General features: G+C 67.2%; 15 protein-coding genes. 10 read left to right on the forward strand and 5 right to left on the reverse strand.

Annotated elements, in window-relative coordinates; translation table 11 throughout:
• The first annotated feature begins 192 nt into the window (after positions 1-192).
• Positions 193-717, forward strand: a complete 525-nt coding sequence (locus ACQR2C_RS03285; RefSeq protein WP_315801914.1) for a DUF6101 family protein — start codon at positions 193-195, stop codon at positions 715-717.
• On the opposite strand, the gene ubiA is transcribed toward ACQR2C_RS03285, so the two are convergent.
• From ubiA to ACQR2C_RS03300, 3 genes are all read right to left on the reverse strand, one after another.
• Positions 718-1650, reverse strand: a complete 933-nt coding sequence (ubiA, locus tag ACQR2C_RS03290) for a 4-hydroxybenzoate octaprenyltransferase (protein WP_315801913.1) — start codon at positions 1648-1650, stop codon at positions 718-720.
• A complete protein-coding gene (locus tag ACQR2C_RS03295; protein ID WP_409997909.1) occupies positions 1647-2321 on the reverse strand; it encodes a hypothetical protein in 675 nt (224 codons plus the stop codon). The genes ubiA and ACQR2C_RS03295 overlap by 4 nt, the downstream gene beginning before the upstream one ends.
• 268 nt (positions 2322-2589) lie before the next feature.
• On the reverse strand, positions 2590-3024 hold the full coding sequence (locus ACQR2C_RS03300) for a hypothetical protein (RefSeq protein WP_434880416.1): 435 nt from the start codon (positions 3022-3024) through the stop codon (positions 2590-2592).
• Positions 3025-3231: 207 nt separating this feature from the next.
• Here ACQR2C_RS03300 and ACQR2C_RS03305 point away from each other — a divergent pair, with 207 nt between their 5' ends.
• From ACQR2C_RS03305 to ACQR2C_RS03330, 6 genes are all read left to right on the forward strand, one after another.
• Complete coding sequence (locus tag ACQR2C_RS03305) at positions 3232-3984, forward strand: 16S rRNA (uracil(1498)-N(3))-methyltransferase (RefSeq protein ID WP_434880417.1); 753 nt, start codon at positions 3232-3234, stop codon at positions 3982-3984.
• 120 nt (positions 3985-4104) lie between these two features.
• Entirely contained in the window at positions 4105-5265 is a 1161-nt protein-coding gene (locus ACQR2C_RS03310; protein ID WP_434880418.1) for an ATP phosphoribosyltransferase regulatory subunit, read from the forward strand.
• Positions 5262-6239 (forward strand): ATP phosphoribosyltransferase, encoded by a 978-nt coding sequence (gene hisG, locus ACQR2C_RS03315; protein WP_434839427.1) that lies wholly within the window; start codon positions 5262-5264, stop codon positions 6237-6239. The genes ACQR2C_RS03310 and hisG overlap by 4 nt, the downstream gene beginning before the upstream one ends.
• Positions 6240-6309: 70 nt before the next feature.
• A complete protein-coding gene (locus tag ACQR2C_RS03320) occupies positions 6310-7353 on the forward strand; it encodes a glycosyltransferase family 2 protein (RefSeq protein WP_315801908.1) in 1044 nt (347 codons plus the stop codon).
• Positions 7350-8192 (forward strand): ChbG/HpnK family deacetylase, encoded by an 843-nt coding sequence (locus ACQR2C_RS03325; protein WP_434873272.1) that lies wholly within the window; start codon positions 7350-7352, stop codon positions 8190-8192. Before ACQR2C_RS03320 ends, ACQR2C_RS03325 begins: the two co-directional genes overlap by 4 nt.
• 211 nt (positions 8193-8403) lie before the next feature.
• Complete coding sequence (locus tag ACQR2C_RS03330) at positions 8404-9207, forward strand: DUF2076 domain-containing protein (RefSeq protein ID WP_434880419.1); 804 nt, start codon at positions 8404-8406, stop codon at positions 9205-9207.
• Between the two features lie 88 nt (positions 9208-9295).
• Here ACQR2C_RS03330 and ACQR2C_RS03335 read toward each other — a convergent pair whose 3' ends face one another.
• Complete coding sequence (locus ACQR2C_RS03335; protein ID WP_434880420.1) at positions 9296-10087, reverse strand: L,D-transpeptidase family protein; 792 nt, start codon at positions 10085-10087, stop codon at positions 9296-9298.
• Between the two features lie 307 nt (positions 10088-10394).
• Here ACQR2C_RS03335 and ACQR2C_RS03340 point away from each other — a divergent pair, with 307 nt between their 5' ends.
• Positions 10395-11174, forward strand: a complete 780-nt coding sequence (locus ACQR2C_RS03340) for a protein phosphatase CheZ (protein WP_315801904.1) — start codon at positions 10395-10397, stop codon at positions 11172-11174.
• A 114-nt stretch (positions 11175-11288) separates the two neighbouring features.
• Here ACQR2C_RS03340 and ACQR2C_RS03345 read toward each other — a convergent pair whose 3' ends face one another.
• A complete protein-coding gene (locus ACQR2C_RS03345; protein ID WP_315801903.1) occupies positions 11289-11795 on the reverse strand; it encodes a hypothetical protein in 507 nt (168 codons plus the stop codon).
• 331 nt (positions 11796-12126) lie between these two features.
• Between ACQR2C_RS03345 and groES the strand changes: the two genes are divergently transcribed.
• On the forward strand, positions 12127-12423 hold the full coding sequence (gene groES / locus ACQR2C_RS03350; protein WP_008961387.1) for a co-chaperone GroES: 297 nt from the start codon (positions 12127-12129) through the stop codon (positions 12421-12423).
• Positions 12424-12544: 121 nt separating this feature from the next.
• On the forward strand, positions 12545-14188 hold the full coding sequence (gene groL / locus ACQR2C_RS03355; protein WP_315801902.1) for a chaperonin GroEL: 1644 nt from the start codon (positions 12545-12547) through the stop codon (positions 14186-14188).
• Positions 14189-14231: the final 43 nt, after the last annotated feature.

Genomic DNA, 14231 nt, shown 5'->3' on the forward strand with positions numbered 1-14231 from the left:
GACGGCACATCGGATTGTCGGCAAATCGGCAAGGTCTCGTCAATCATGCGGGGCAAGCGCTTGTCAATCATGACGGTAAGAGGATCATGCGTGAGATCTGATTAACCAGGCTTGTTAAGCCGATACGGGCGATCTGCGTGGCAAGGTCACACGCATCGACCGGGAGCATAATCCCGGCGGGGAGACCAAGCCGTGAGGCGTCAAACAGCAACAGGCGGAAGCAATTCCGCTGGGTCGGGCCGCGTCCTGCGGCTCGACCCTCTTTCCCTGCCCGTCTCGTACAGCGCGCACGATACCCGTGCCGATGGCGGGATCCGGCAGATCGAACTGCACCGGGAGCGCGTGGTCCTGCGTCGTGCCGTCAGCGGCATGCGCATGGCCCTGAACCTCCGCGTCAGCGACTTCCTCGGCATCGGCGTGCGCGACATCGACGCCACGCAGGTGATGCTGGTGCTCGTCCACCGCGACCCTTCCCTGACCATCCCGCTCTGCGTCAGCGACGACCAGACCGAGATCGTTGCTGCGTGGGCGATGTGGAGCGAGACGTTCGCGCTGCCCCAGTTGCAGGACACGCGCCGCGAGGCCACGCCGCGCCGCCGCCGCCGCAACGCGATCCGCTCGCGCCGCCCGCGCTTCCTGATGCGACGCCGTGTCGGCTATCAGCTCAATCCCGCCTCGATCCATCGCGGCGAGCGCGAGATCATCGCGCGCAACTGATCAGCTTGCACGCAGCACGGCGTCGACCAGCAGTCCGGCGAACAGCAGCAGTCCGGCATCGCGGTTCGATTTGAAGATGCGCAGGCACAGCGCCGGATCGGCGATATCCAGACGCCGGATCTGCCAGCCGAGATGGGCGGCAAAGCCCGCGAGCCCGAGCCACGCCGCGACATGCACGTGGGCCGTCGCGAACGCGGCGCCAATCAGCATGACGGCCAGACCGTAGAAGATGACCAGCGCCAGATGCGTGCGCTCGGCAAACAGGCGCGCGGTCGACTTGATGCCGATCAGCGCGTCATCCTCGGCGTCCTGATGCGCGTAGATCGTGTCATAGGCGATCACCCACGCGATCGACCCGGCGTAGAGCAGCAGCGCGGTTGCATCGATGCGGCCGAACGCGACCGCAAAACCCATCAGCGCGCCCCACGAGAAGGCGAGACCCAGCACGACCTGCGGCCACCAGGTGACGCGCTTCATGAACGGATAGATCGCGACGATCAGCAGCGAAGCGATGCCGGTCGCGATCGCGAAGCGGTTGAATTGCAGCAGCACCGCCAAGCCGATCAGGGCCTGGACCACCAGGAAGGCGAGCGCCTGCTTCACGCCGACCTGGCCGGCGGGAATCGGGCGCGAACGGGTGCGCTCCACCTTGGCGTCGAGATCGCGGTCGGTGATGTCGTTCCAGGTGCAGCCGGCGCCGCGCATGACGAACGCGCCGACGAAATAGAGCGCGATCCACGCCGGCAGCATGGACAGATTCCCGCCGATCCCGGCCGCGAGGGCGGCCGACCACCAGCACGGCATCAGCAGCAGCCACGATCCGATCGGGCGATCGAAGCGGGCGAGCCGCAGGTAAGGCCGGCTCCACACCGGCGCCAGCGTGTCGACCCAGTTGCCGGTCGCGTCAGCAACGCGGACGGCGGTGGTGCTCATCGGGTGAGGACGTTGCCGGTCATGGTGTCGAAGGCGGAACCGCCCTTCTTCGTCGCGTTGGCTTCAGGCAGCGCGGCCGACGAGCCCAGCACGTCGCTGAGGCTCGGAGCCGCGGGCCTTCCAGCCCCCGACTGCATCTGCGCCGCCACGGCACAGACCTTCTTTTCCAGAGCGTCGGTGTTCTTGTGACCGGCCTTCAGCTGGTCGGCGATCTGCTGGGGAATGCCGCAGCTCGCCGAATGCGCCTCGACATATTTGATCATCTTGACTTCGGCCTTGCCGAAATTCGCGATCAGCTTGCAGGCCTCGTCGGGCGAGGCCTTGCGGTCGCTCGCCGCCTTGATCAGCTTGCCGCGACGCTCGGCTTCCTCGCGCAGCGGCAGAAACTCCTTCATGCAGCTTTCGGGCGGACCGCCCTGCGGCGCAGCCCCCATCGGCGGAGGCGCAAAGCCACCGCCGCCGCCACCAAACGCGGAGCCGCCGGGGCTCGGAAACGGGCTCGACGGAGCCGCAGCCCGCATTGGCGCCGCGCCGTTGATGGGCGGAAACGGCGAGTTGCTGGTCTGGGCCTGGCCGGGCATCGGCGCGGGAAACGAGCTCTGCGCGACGACCTGCCCTGTGGAGAGCACCAGGGCGGCAATGGCGAGCGGCATGAAAGACTGGCGGACGATCAAGGCTGGTTCTCCGGTAAGACCAAGAATCCTCAACACTTCCGGATGAAAGCACGATCCGATCCGGGGCTTTTACGATTCTCGTCCGTCCAGCACAACCGCGGATTTGATCACATCCGCGGCGGAGGGACGCAGCCGGGTTCCAGACCGGCATGCAATCCCGTCCACGGACGTCAGGCCCGGGCATCGGGTTCGGTCTGCGCCCTGCACGCCCGATGAACGGAATAGCCAGTCGGCGGCGGGCGGCGACCCTGCCCGCCGCGAGGGATCACGTCGCCGTGCACACCTTGCGCATCACGGTCAGGGTGTTTTCGTGATTCGCCTTCAACTGATCGGTGATCTTGGCCGGGATGCCGCAGAGCGAGGCATGCGCGACGGCGTAGTCGATCATCCTGGTCTGGGCGAGCTCGTAGTCATGCACCAGCTGACAGGCCTCGCCGGGCGCAAAGCGCCGCTCGGTCGCCGCCTTGAGCAGCTTGGCCCGGCGCGCGGTCTCGTCCCGCAGCGGAGTGAACTCCTTCAGACAGGTTTCGGGCGGGCGAAAGCCAGCCACGCCGGCGCCGCCCGGAACCGCGGGCGCCGCCCGCTGCGGCGGCGCGGCGACCGCCTTGTCGTCGGCCCGGGACGGCGCAGCGACCATCACGGCGATGGTCGCGGCAAGCGCCCAGATCGCAAGCGCCGAAGTCGAATGTCTCAAGATCAAGGCCGTTCTCCGCATCGAGGCTCACGGAATCGTCGGATGTCCGTCCCAAGGGACGACCCGCGGGATCGAAGCGGTAAAATCTGTCGACAGCACGGCCGAAAGGCGCCATCGCCAGTACCTGAGACAACACCCCGTGACGGCTCCGCCTGCTTTGCGGCCGGCGCGGGGTCCGGTAAGCAACGTCCATCATCGGCACCGCTTCGCTCCATGCCCGCATACGACTTCACCGCCCCGCGCCTGTTCGTCGACGCCCCCCTGCAGGAGGGCGGCTCGGTCGCGCTCGACCGCAACCAGGGCAATTATCTTGGCAACGTCCTGCGCCTCGGCGCCGGCGATCACGTGCTGGTCTTCAACGGCCGCGACGGCGAATGGCGGGCCGTGATCGAGGGCCGCAAGCGCGCGGACGCCCTGACGATCCTGCAACAGAGCCGGCCGCAGGATCACCTCCCGGACATCGCCTATGTCTTCGCACCGCTCAAGCACGCCAGGCTGGACTACATGGTGCAGAAGGCGGTCGAGATGGGCGCCGCGCGCCTGGAGCCGGTCATCACCCGGCACACCCAGGTGTCGCGCGTGAATGGCGAGCGCATGCGCGCCAACGTGATCGAGGCCGCCGAGCAATGCGGCATCCTCAGCCTCGCCGAAGTCAGGGATCCCGTGCCGCTGGAGCGCTTCCTCGCGCAGCGGCAGCCTGAGCGGCTGCTGGTGTTCTGCGATGAGGCGGCCGAGCTGGCCGATCCGCTGCAGGCGCTGCGCGGAACCGAGGCTGCGGCCGGCATCGACCTGCTGATCGGACCGGAGGGCGGTTTTGCCGAGGATGAACGGACGCTGCTGCTGCGCCAGCCGCACGTGATCAGGCTGGCGCTGGGTCCGCGCATCCTGCGCGCGGATACGGCCGGCGTTGCCGCCCTCGCCGTGATCCAGGCCACGCTCGGGGACTGGAGCGGAGCCCGCGGTTAAGGTCTTCCGGCCAATTGTGGCGCGCCGGGGCCATTCGCAGTCGAAACCGTCAAACGGCCATGCTAAGGGGCAGCCGCCGCTCCCAGCGGGCGCCCAATCCACTTTGGAACTCGAATCGCCATGACCGGACCCGCTCCGACCGGACCCGCCGCGTGGGCGGACACGCTGCTGCAATCCTTCGCCCAGGCCGGCTATCAGCGGGCCGAGCCGGCGATCCTGCAGCCGGCCGAGCCATTCCTCGACCTCTCGGGGGAGGACATCCGCAAGAGCCTCTATCTGACCGGCGACGCCGCCGGCGAGGAGCTCTGCCTGCGCCCCGACCTGACCATTCCCGTCGCCCGGGACTACCTCGCCTCGGCCCGCGCCGGGCAACCGGCTGGCTTCAGCTATCTCGGCCCTGTATTTCGTTACCGCGAAGGCCGCCCGAGCGAGTTCCTGCAGGCCGGCATCGAATCGTTCGGCCGGCAGGACCGGCCCGCCGCCGATGCCGAGATGCTGGCGCTGGCGATCGAGGCGACCGCCACCGCCGGCCTTGCCGCGGTGGAGATCCGCACCGGCGACGTCGCGCTGTTCACGGCCCTCATCGACGCCCTCGATCTCTATCCGGTCTGGCGGCGGCGGCTGATCAAGGACTTCAACCGCAAGCGCACGCTGGCGCAGGACCTCGAGCGGCTGGCGATCGCCTCGGTGGCGCCGCGCAACGAGTATGAGGGCGTGCTCGCCGCCCTGGCCGGCTCCGACCGCAAGGCGGCGCTCGCTTTGGTCACCGACCTGATGTCGATTGCCGGCGCGACCGCCGTCGGCGGCCGCACGGTGGCGGAGATCGCCGACCGCTTCCTCGAGCAGTCCACCCTGAAGAGCGGCGCGCTGCCGCGTGACGCGCTGGACCGTATCAAGCGCTTCCTCGCCATCAGCGGCAGCCCGACCGAAGCCGTCCAGCAGCTTCGCGCCCTCGCCGCCGATGCCAGGCTCGACATCTCGGCCGCGATCGACGCGCTGGAGGCCCGCGCCGGCTTCATGGCCCAGCGCGGCATCGACATCGCCAAGGTGCGCTTCGCCACCTCGTTCGGCCGCGGCCTCGACTACTACACCGGCTTCGAGTTCGAGCTGCACCACCCAGGCAATGGCGACGAGCCGCTGGTCGCCGGCGGCCGTTATGACGGCCTGCTGAGCCAGCTCGGCGCCGCCTCGTCGATTCCGGCCGTCGGCTTCTCGATCTGGATCGAGCGGCTGGCCCAGAGCAGCGCCGCGGGCAAGGCCGCGCGCGGGAGAGCATCATGAGCGGCCCCCTCGTCCTCGCCGTTCCCTCCAAGGGACGTCTGCAGGAGAACGCCGAAGCCTTCTTCGGACGGGCCGGGCTGAACCTGTCCAAGCCCGGCGGCGCGCGCGACTATCGCGGCACCATCGCAGGTCTCGACAATGTCGAGATCGCCTATCTCTCTGCGAGTGAGATCGCCTCGCAACTGGCGCGCGGGACCGTGCATCTCGGCGTCACCGGCGAGGATCTCGTGCGCGAGAGCATCACCGATGCCGACAAGCGCGTGCTGCTGATCGACACGCTCGGCTTCGGCGGCGCCAACGTCGTCGTCGCGGTGCCGCAGGCCTGGATCGACGTCCGCACCATGGCCGATCTCGACGACGTCACCACCGGTTTCCGTGCCCAGCACAATCGCCGCATGCGCGTCGCCACCAAGTACATCAACCTGACGCGCAGCTTCTTCGCCGCCCACGGCATCGTCGATTACCGCATCGTCGAGAGCGCCGGCGCCACCGAGGGCGCGCCCGCGGTCGGCACCGCCGAGCTGATCGTCGACATCACCAGCACCGGCTCGACGCTGGTGGCCAACGGGCTGAAGGTGCTGGACGACGGCGTGATCCTGCGCAGCCAGGCCAATCTCGTCGCCTCGCGCGACGCCGACTGGTCGGAGGGTCCGCGCGAGAGCGCCCGGATCATTCTCGACCACATCCATGCCCGCGCCCGCGCCAGCAAATACCGCGAGGTCCGCACCCGCTTCAAAGGGTGCGACGCAGCAATGCTGAGCGAGGCGCACAACCGCTTCGGCGTGGTGGCGCCGTTCGGCGGCCCGACCTCGTCCGGCATGCTCACCCTGCACTGCCCGCCGGCGCAGATCTACGCGCTCGGCAGCTTTCTGCGCGCACATGGCGCCGAGACCGTCTCGGTCGCCTCGCTGGACTACGTGCTCGACCGCGAGAATCCGCTGTTTGCCCGCCTCGAGGCCTTCCTGCGATCATAAATCGCCGTTCATCGTAGCGACAGGTGAGCGCGACTACCATATGTTGGTAGGAGAACGAGGACTCTGAGCAATGCTGGGAACTGACGTGTCCGACCTGACCACGACCGCGGCCGACGCCGCGTCGCAGGGACTGTCGATCGTTATCCCCGTCTATAACGAGGGCGCGGGACTGACGGCGCTGCACGAGCGGCTGAATAATCTCGCACGCACCCTACGTCAGCGCTTCGGTCTCGCCTGTGAGCTCGTCTATGTCGACGATGGCAGCCGCGACAACACGCTCGCGATTGCCCGCACGCTGCAGGCCGATGCGCTCGATGTGCAGGTCGTGTCGCTGTCGCGCAATTTCGGCAAGGAGGCCGCGCTGATGGCCGGCCTCGATCATGCCCGGCGCGGCGCGGTGATGTTCATGGACGGCGACGGCCAGCATCCGCCGGCCCTGATCGAGCAACTCGTCACGCACTGGATCAAGGACGGCTACGACGTCGTCTATACCGCCAAGGCGCATCGCGACAACGAGCCGTTCCTGCGCCGGGTCGCAGTTCACGGCTTCTACGCGCTCATCAACTGGGGGGCGCGGCAGAAGATTCCGGAGGATGCCGGCGACTTCCGCCTGCTGTCGCCGCGCGCGGTGGCCGCGCTGCGGCAGCTCCCCGAACGCAACCGCTTCTTCAAAGGCCTCGCGAGCTGGATCGGCTTCCGCCAGATCCGCGTCGACTACGAGCCCGCGGCGCGCGCCCACGGCGTGACGACCTTCAACCTGACGAGCCTGCTCGGCCTGTCGATTGAAGGGCTGACCTCGTTCTCGGTCGCCCCGCTGCGCTTCGCCAGCCTGCTCGGAATCCTGCTGGCCTCTGCGGCCTTCCTGTTCGGGCTCTCCATCCTCTGGGAGACCGTCGTCAGCGGCAAATCGGTGCCGGGCTATCCCTCGCTGATGGTCGGCCTGATGACGATCGGCGGCGTGCAACTGATCATGATCGGCATCATGGGCGAGTATATCGGCAAGATCCTGTCCGAGCTGAAGGCACGGCCGATCTACTTCGTCGCCGAGCACAGCGAGAAGCGTGCAGCGCTCGATGCACGGAGCGACGGCGCCGAGAGGAACGCCGCCGAATGAGCGCGACGCCGCACCGGCGCATCTGGCTGTGCGCCGATGACTATGGCATCAGCCCCGGGGTCAACAGCGCCATCCGGGACCTGATCGCGCGCGGCCGGCTGAACGCCACCTCGGTGATGACGGTGGGCGCCGCGATCGGGCGCGACGAGGTGGCGGAGCTGACCAGGGTCGCGTCCGACCGCCCGCGTTGCGCCATCGGCCTGCACGTCACGCTGACCGCGCCATTCCGGCCCCTCACCATGCACTTCCGCCCGTCGGAGGGCGGCATGTTCCTGCCCTTTCCCAAGCTGCTGCGTGCCGGAATGTCCCGCCGGCTCGATCCCGAGCTGATCCGCGCCGAGGTGCTGGTCCAGCTTGCGGCGTTCGGCGAGCTGTTCGGCCGCGCCCCGGATTTCGTCGACGGCCATCAGCATGCCCAGCTCTATCCGCAGGTGCGCGAGGGCTTCCTCGCCGCCGTCAAGGAAGCCGCGCCGGCGGCCTGGGTGCGTCAGGGCGGCCGGAACGTGCCGCTGATGCAGCGGCTGACGGCACCGAAGGCGCTGCTGCTGGACGTCCTGAGCGCGCAATTCCGCCGTCATGCCAGGCGGGCCGCGATCGCCTTCAATCCCGCTTTCGCCGGCGCCTATGACTTCAGCAAGACCTCGGATTTCGGCACGCTGATGGACGGCTTCCTGGACGAGCTGCCGGAGGACGGGCTGGTGATGTGCCATCCCGGCTTCGTCGACGACGTCCTGATCGAGCTCGATCCTTTGACCGTCCAGCGCGAGCACGAGCACGCCTATCTCGCCGGCGAGCATTTTCCAGCGCTGCTCGACCGCCGCCGGATGACGCTGGCCTGAACGGATCTTGCGGGCCTGCGACGAACAAAAAGCCGCTCGGCAGCGTTCCTCCTGCGGTGCGGGCAGCGTGGAGGTCCAAAACGCCGCGCAAGCCCGAGAGACGCTGTGTCGCATACCGAAATTTAATCCGCGCCCCGGCTGGCCGGGCCACAAAGTCCCCCTAAATCTTGGCCGCGCTTCGCCGGAACAAGGCAAGCGGCAGGAGAACGACATGACACCGCAAGAACGCCAACTCATCGACGATCTGTTCGACCGGCTTGCCAAGTTGGAGAGTGCACCGCGTGATCCGGAGGCCGCCGCCGCCATCGCCCAGGCGCTGCAGCGGGCTCCCAATGCCGTCTACGCGCTGGTGCAGACGGTACTGGTGCAGGACGAAGCCTTGAAGCGCGCCAATGCCCGCATCGAGGAGCTGCAGCACGCCCAGGCCCCGCAGCAGGCCCCGTCGGGCGGCTTCCTCGATTCGATGCGCGACAGCATCTTCGGCGCGAGCAGCCGCGGTTCGGTCCCCAACGTGCCGCCGCCGTTGCCAAGCCGGCCGGTCTGGAACAGCGGCCAGGCGATGCCCCCGGGCTACCAGGGCCAGCCCGGCTATCCCGGTCAACCCGGCCCCTACGATCAGGGCGGCTTCGGCCAGCCGCGCGGCGGCATGTTCGGCGGCGGAGGCGGCTCATTCCTCGGCACGGCCGCGGCGGCCGCGGCCGGCATGGTCGGCGGCTCACTGTTGCTCGGCGGCATCCGCTCGATGATGGGCGGCGGGTCGCATCAGGCGTTCGGCGACACCACGATCATCGAGGAGCGCGGCGGCGGTGCCAGCCCGTGGAGCGGCGACCAGTCCGGCGGGTCGCTGGCGCGTGACGCCGGTCTCGACGACATCGGCCGCTCGGGCGGCGACAGCGGTCGTGCCGGCCTGTTCGACCAGGCGAACTACGACGACAACGGCAATGACAGCGACGCGGCCGACTTCGATTCCGATGACGGCTATGGCGACGACGACGGTGGCAGCGACTACGCGTGATCCTCCCGGGTCGCAGCCAATTCGAGAATGCAAAGGCCGCCCGGATGGGCGGCCTTTTTCAATGGCCGATGTCGTGCGGTGGCGGTCGTCAGAGCACGATCACCCGGGCACCGACGTTCACGCGGCCATAGAGGTCGATGACGTCCTCGTTGCGCATCCGGATACAGCCTGACGAGACGTTGGTGCCGATCGTCCATGGCTCGTTCGACCCGTGGATCCGATACAGCGACGAGCCGAGATACATCGCGCGTGCGCCGAGCGGGTTCTGCGGTCCGCCCTCCATGTGCCGCGGCAGGTCGGGCCGGCGCGCGAGCATTTCCGGCGGCGGCGTCCAGTCCGGCCATTCACGCTTGGCCGAGATCGTCTTCACGCCCGACCAGGTGAAGCCGGGCCGGCCGACGCCGATGCCATAGCGCAGCGCCCTGCCCTCGCCCTGGACCAGATAGAGGAACTTGTTCGGCGTATCGATGACGATCGTGCCCGGCCGTTCTTTGCCGTCATAGTCAACGATCTGTTTCTCGTATTTCGGATCGAGCGGCCGCTGCGTCTGCTCATAGGCCTCCTCATCCGGCACTCCCTGCTGCGGGACCATGCCAGGCGCCAGCCGCTGCGGCTCGTAATAGGACGGCTGCTGCTGATACATCGGCTGTCCCGGCGGAGGCGCGCCGCGGCTGCCTTGCGGATCCCCGAACAGGAATTCGATGAAGCCGCCACCCATGCGCGAGCGTTCGACATAGGCGGTGCGCACCGGCGCGGACTGCTGCGGCGGCCCGCTGTAAATCACGGTCGGCTGCTGAAACCCCTGGGCCGCCGCCCGATCCAGACCTGAATAGAATGCGCATGCGCCGGCCAGCAGCGCCGTGGAGAATGATTTGAACATCGACGTACTCTGTACTGTTTCGTCTGGAGACTGTTCGTCGCGCGAGGCGGCAACGCCGCCGCGTATCGTCAATAAAGAGCAAAACCCGATCGCTTTGGTAAACGCGGGAGGCGCCGGGATTCACCATCGCTGCATACGACGGCGGTTTTGATGGCTAGCGTTTATTTTGCGTGAAGGCCGGCGAGGCATGGTTAATAGTTGACGCACGATGCACGCCAGCGTTGCTCAACCGCGGTTCCTGGCGTGAACGCGATGTTAAATAGGCTCTGCGTAGAACTGATCCGAACAAGAGGTCAGGGATACTATCATGGCTGTTCGCAAGCGTTTCCGTATCGAAGAAGCAATCGTCGGCCATATGCCGGAGCCCGACTTCGTGGGCGGCGAGATCGGCCCCAACCACAAGGAAATCATGGACGAGCTGCGCGCGATCCGCTCCCAGATGGCCAACGCCATCCGCAGCGGAGGTAGCAACACGGCCAACGCCGCCATCGAAGAATCCGCCGCACGCGAGGTCGCCGAAGCGCGCGCGCTGCTCGAGACGTATCGTGCCCAGATCGAGCAGTGCGAAAAGCTCAAGGTCGAGCTCGACCTGATCCACGACGCGATCAACCGCACCAAGGGCGAGATCGCGACCCTCCATGCCAAGAGCTTCAACGGCGAGGAGATGGCCAAGGTCAACGGCGAGCTCGGCGCGGTCGTCGGCGGCACCGAGCAGGCGACGCAGCAGATCCTCGAAGCCGCGGAGGCGATCGACCAGGCCGCCAGTGCGCTGTCCAAGGTGGACTCGGCCGACCAGCAGAAGATCCTGAGCGAAGAGATCCAGGAGCGCGTGGTGTCGATCTTCGAGGCCTGCAACTTCCAGGACCTGACCGGCCAGCGCATCAACAAGGTCATGACCACCATGAAGTTCATCGAGCACCACATCGTGGTGATGATGGACATCTGGGGCGGCGTCGACGCCATCAAGGCGCATGTGCCGCCGATCGTCGACACCCGCGAGGGCGACGCCAGGCTGCTGAACGGTCCGAAGGCGGCGGGCGAGGTCGGCCACGCCTCGCAGGACGACATCGACGCGATGTTCAACTGAGGTCGGCGGCCAGTCCCAGCGACCGCTTCAGGCCACGTCATCGTACAGAACGCCGGCGCAGTCGCCGGCGTTTTTCGTTCGACTCTCGACCTTTGCGGGATGATCGCCCGGATCTCAGGCGCGCGGCCCGCAGCGGACGTAGACCATCGTCTGGTAACGGGTCGCCGCATCCTTGTCGACGAAGCGGGTGATCAGCACACGGCCGTCGAAGGAGATGACCTCGCGGTCCTGCTCGCCGCCGGGCGGTCCGGCCGGGCCGATGTAGTTCTTGCCGCTGGCCGACCCCTTCAGGCGCAGTTCCTGGGGAGTCGCCTGGTCGGCCAGATGCATCACGACACCGCCGGACGTGCCTGCCCCGATGACGTAAGGCTGTTTGCACTGCGCCAGAGCCATCTTCTCGGTGCGCGCGCGGTCATTCGGATTGTTGTAGGCGGCGAGGCCCCATTTGCCCACGAGATCCTCGGGGCGGATCGTCGCCGGAACCTCGGGCTCGACCGGCGCCTCGGTCTGCATGGGTGGCGACGGCGACAGGCTGAAGCCCGTGCACGCTCCCAGAAGCATCGTGAGCGCCGACGCGATCGCGAGATTGGCAACCGGCCGCGCGCACCGTGAACTCGTCATGGCATCCCCTTAGGAACAGAATCGTGGCTGCCCCGTCCGGCAACCAAGCGCAAAACGCTCGTCAGAGCAATGACGTCGGATGACGACGCCGCTCCACTAACATGTCTGGCCCCGGACAACATCCCCCTAACAGCCTCAAGAACGGCTTAACGGCTGGCCGTTGCTTGACAGGAACAGCCGCAAGCCATATTTCCCCGAGCGGTCTTTAGCACTCGGAGGGCGCGATTGCTAAGGCTGCGAGCCAGTTGGCGCCAAGTGGGCGTCAAATGTGGTCGCATTCAGATTTCCTCCGACAGCAACACTTATCCAAGCACCCCAAAAGGGATCCGTCATGGCCAAATCGAAGTTTCGTCCCCTGCACGACCGCGTCGTGGTTAAGCGCATCGACGCCGAAGAGAAGACCAAGGGCGGCATCATCATTCCCGACAGCGCCAAGGAAAAGCCCTCGCAGGGCGAAGTCGTCGCCGTCGGCCCCGGCGGCCGCGACGAGAGCGGCAAGCTGATCCCGATCGACGTCAAGGTCGGCGACCGCGTGCTGTTCGGCAAGTGGTCCGGCACCGAGGTCAAGCTGGACGGCGAGGAGCTCCTGATCATGAAGGAGTCCGACATCATGGGCGTCGTCGCCTGATCCCGACCTGTCGGGGGCGGCGATCAGCCGCCCCGGGCGAAAATGCTCTGCAACCTCGTTCCGGCGACAGACGGGCGATCACGCCCCTCGCCGTCGAGGTCTACTCCAGGAGAATTTTGAAATGGCAGCCAAGGACGTCAAATTCGCCGGCGACGCACGCGACCGCATGCTGCGCGGCGTCGACATTCTCGCCAACGCCGTCAAGGTGACGCTCGGCCCGAAGGGCCGCAATGTCGTCATCGAGAAGAGCTTCGGCGCTCCGCGGATCACCAAGGACGGCGTCACCGTCGCCAAGGAGATCGAGCTGGAGGACAAGTTCGAGAACATGGGCGCGCAGATGCTGCGCGAGGTCGCCTCCAAGACCAACGACACCGCCGGTGACGGCACCACCACCGCGACCGTGCTGGCCCAGGCCATCGTGCGCGAGGGCGCCAAGGCCGTTGCCGCCGGCATGAACCCGATGGACCTCAAGCGCGGCATCGACATCGCGGTGGCCGCCGTGATCAAGGACATCGAGAAGCGCGCCAAGCCGGTCGCTGCGTCCTCCGAGGTCGCCCAGGTCGGCACCATCTCCGCCAATGGCGACGCCGCGATCGGCAAGATGATCGCCCAGGCGATGCAGAAGGTCGGCAACGAGGGCGTCATCACGGTCGAGGAGAACAAGTCGCTCGACACCGAGGTGGACATCGTCGAAGGCATGAAGTTCGACCGCGGCTATCTCTCGCCCTACTTCGTCACCAATGCCGAGAAGATGACCGCCGAGCTCGACGACGTCTACGTGCTGCTGCACGAGAAGAAGCTGTCCGGCCTGCAGGCCATGCTGCCGGTGCTCGAAGCCGTGGTGCAGTCGGGCCGTCCGCTCCTGATCATCGCCGAGGACGTCGAGGGCGAGGCGCTGGCCACGCTGGTCGTCAACCGCCTGCGCGGCGGCCTCAAGGTCGCGGCCGTCAAGGCGCCGGGCTTCGGTGACCGCCGCAAGGCCATGCTCGAGGACATCGCGATCCTGACCGGCGGTCAGCTGATCTCGGAAGATCTCGGCATGAAGCTCGAGAACGTCACGGTGAAGATGCTCGGCCGCGCCAAGAAGGTCGTGATCGACAAGGAGAACACCACGATCGTCAACGGTGCCGGCAAGAAGGCCGATATCGAGGCACGCGTCGGCCAGATCAAGGCGCAGATCGAGGAGACCACCTCGGACTACGACCGTGAGAAGCTGCAGGAGCGTCTCGCCAAGCTCGCGGGCGGCGTCGCGGTGATCCGCGTCGGCGGCGCGACCGAGATCGAGGTCAAGGAGAAGAAGGACCGCGTCGAGGACGCCCTCAACGCGACCCGCGCTGCGGTGCAGGAAGGCATCGTCCCCGGCGGCGGCGTGGCGCTGCTGCGCGCCAAGAAGGCGGTCGGCCGCATCACCAACGCCAACTCGGACGTCCAGGCCGGCATCAACATCGTGCTGAAGGCGCTCGAAGCTCCGATTCGCCAGATCTCCGAGAACGCCGGCGTCGAAGGCTCGATCGTGGTCGGCAAGATCCTGGACGAGAAGTCCGAGACCTTCGGCTTCGACGCGCAGACCGAGGACTATGTCGATATGGTTGCCAAGGGCATCATCGACCCGGCCAAGGTGGTCCGCACCGCGCTGCAGGACGCCTCGTCGGTCGCCGGCCTCCTGGTCACCACCGAGGCCATGGTCGCCGAGCTGCCGAAGGATGCGGCTCCCGCGATGCCGGCCGGCGGCGGCATGGGTGGCATGGGCGGCATGGGCTTCTGAGCCCTGCTTTCGACATCTCACATTCAGGAAGGCCGCCTCCGGG

The sequence above is a fragment of the Bradyrhizobium sp. HKCCYLRH3061 genome, assembly GCF_051168015.1.
GTDB lineage: Bacteria > Pseudomonadota > Alphaproteobacteria > Rhizobiales > Xanthobacteraceae > Bradyrhizobium.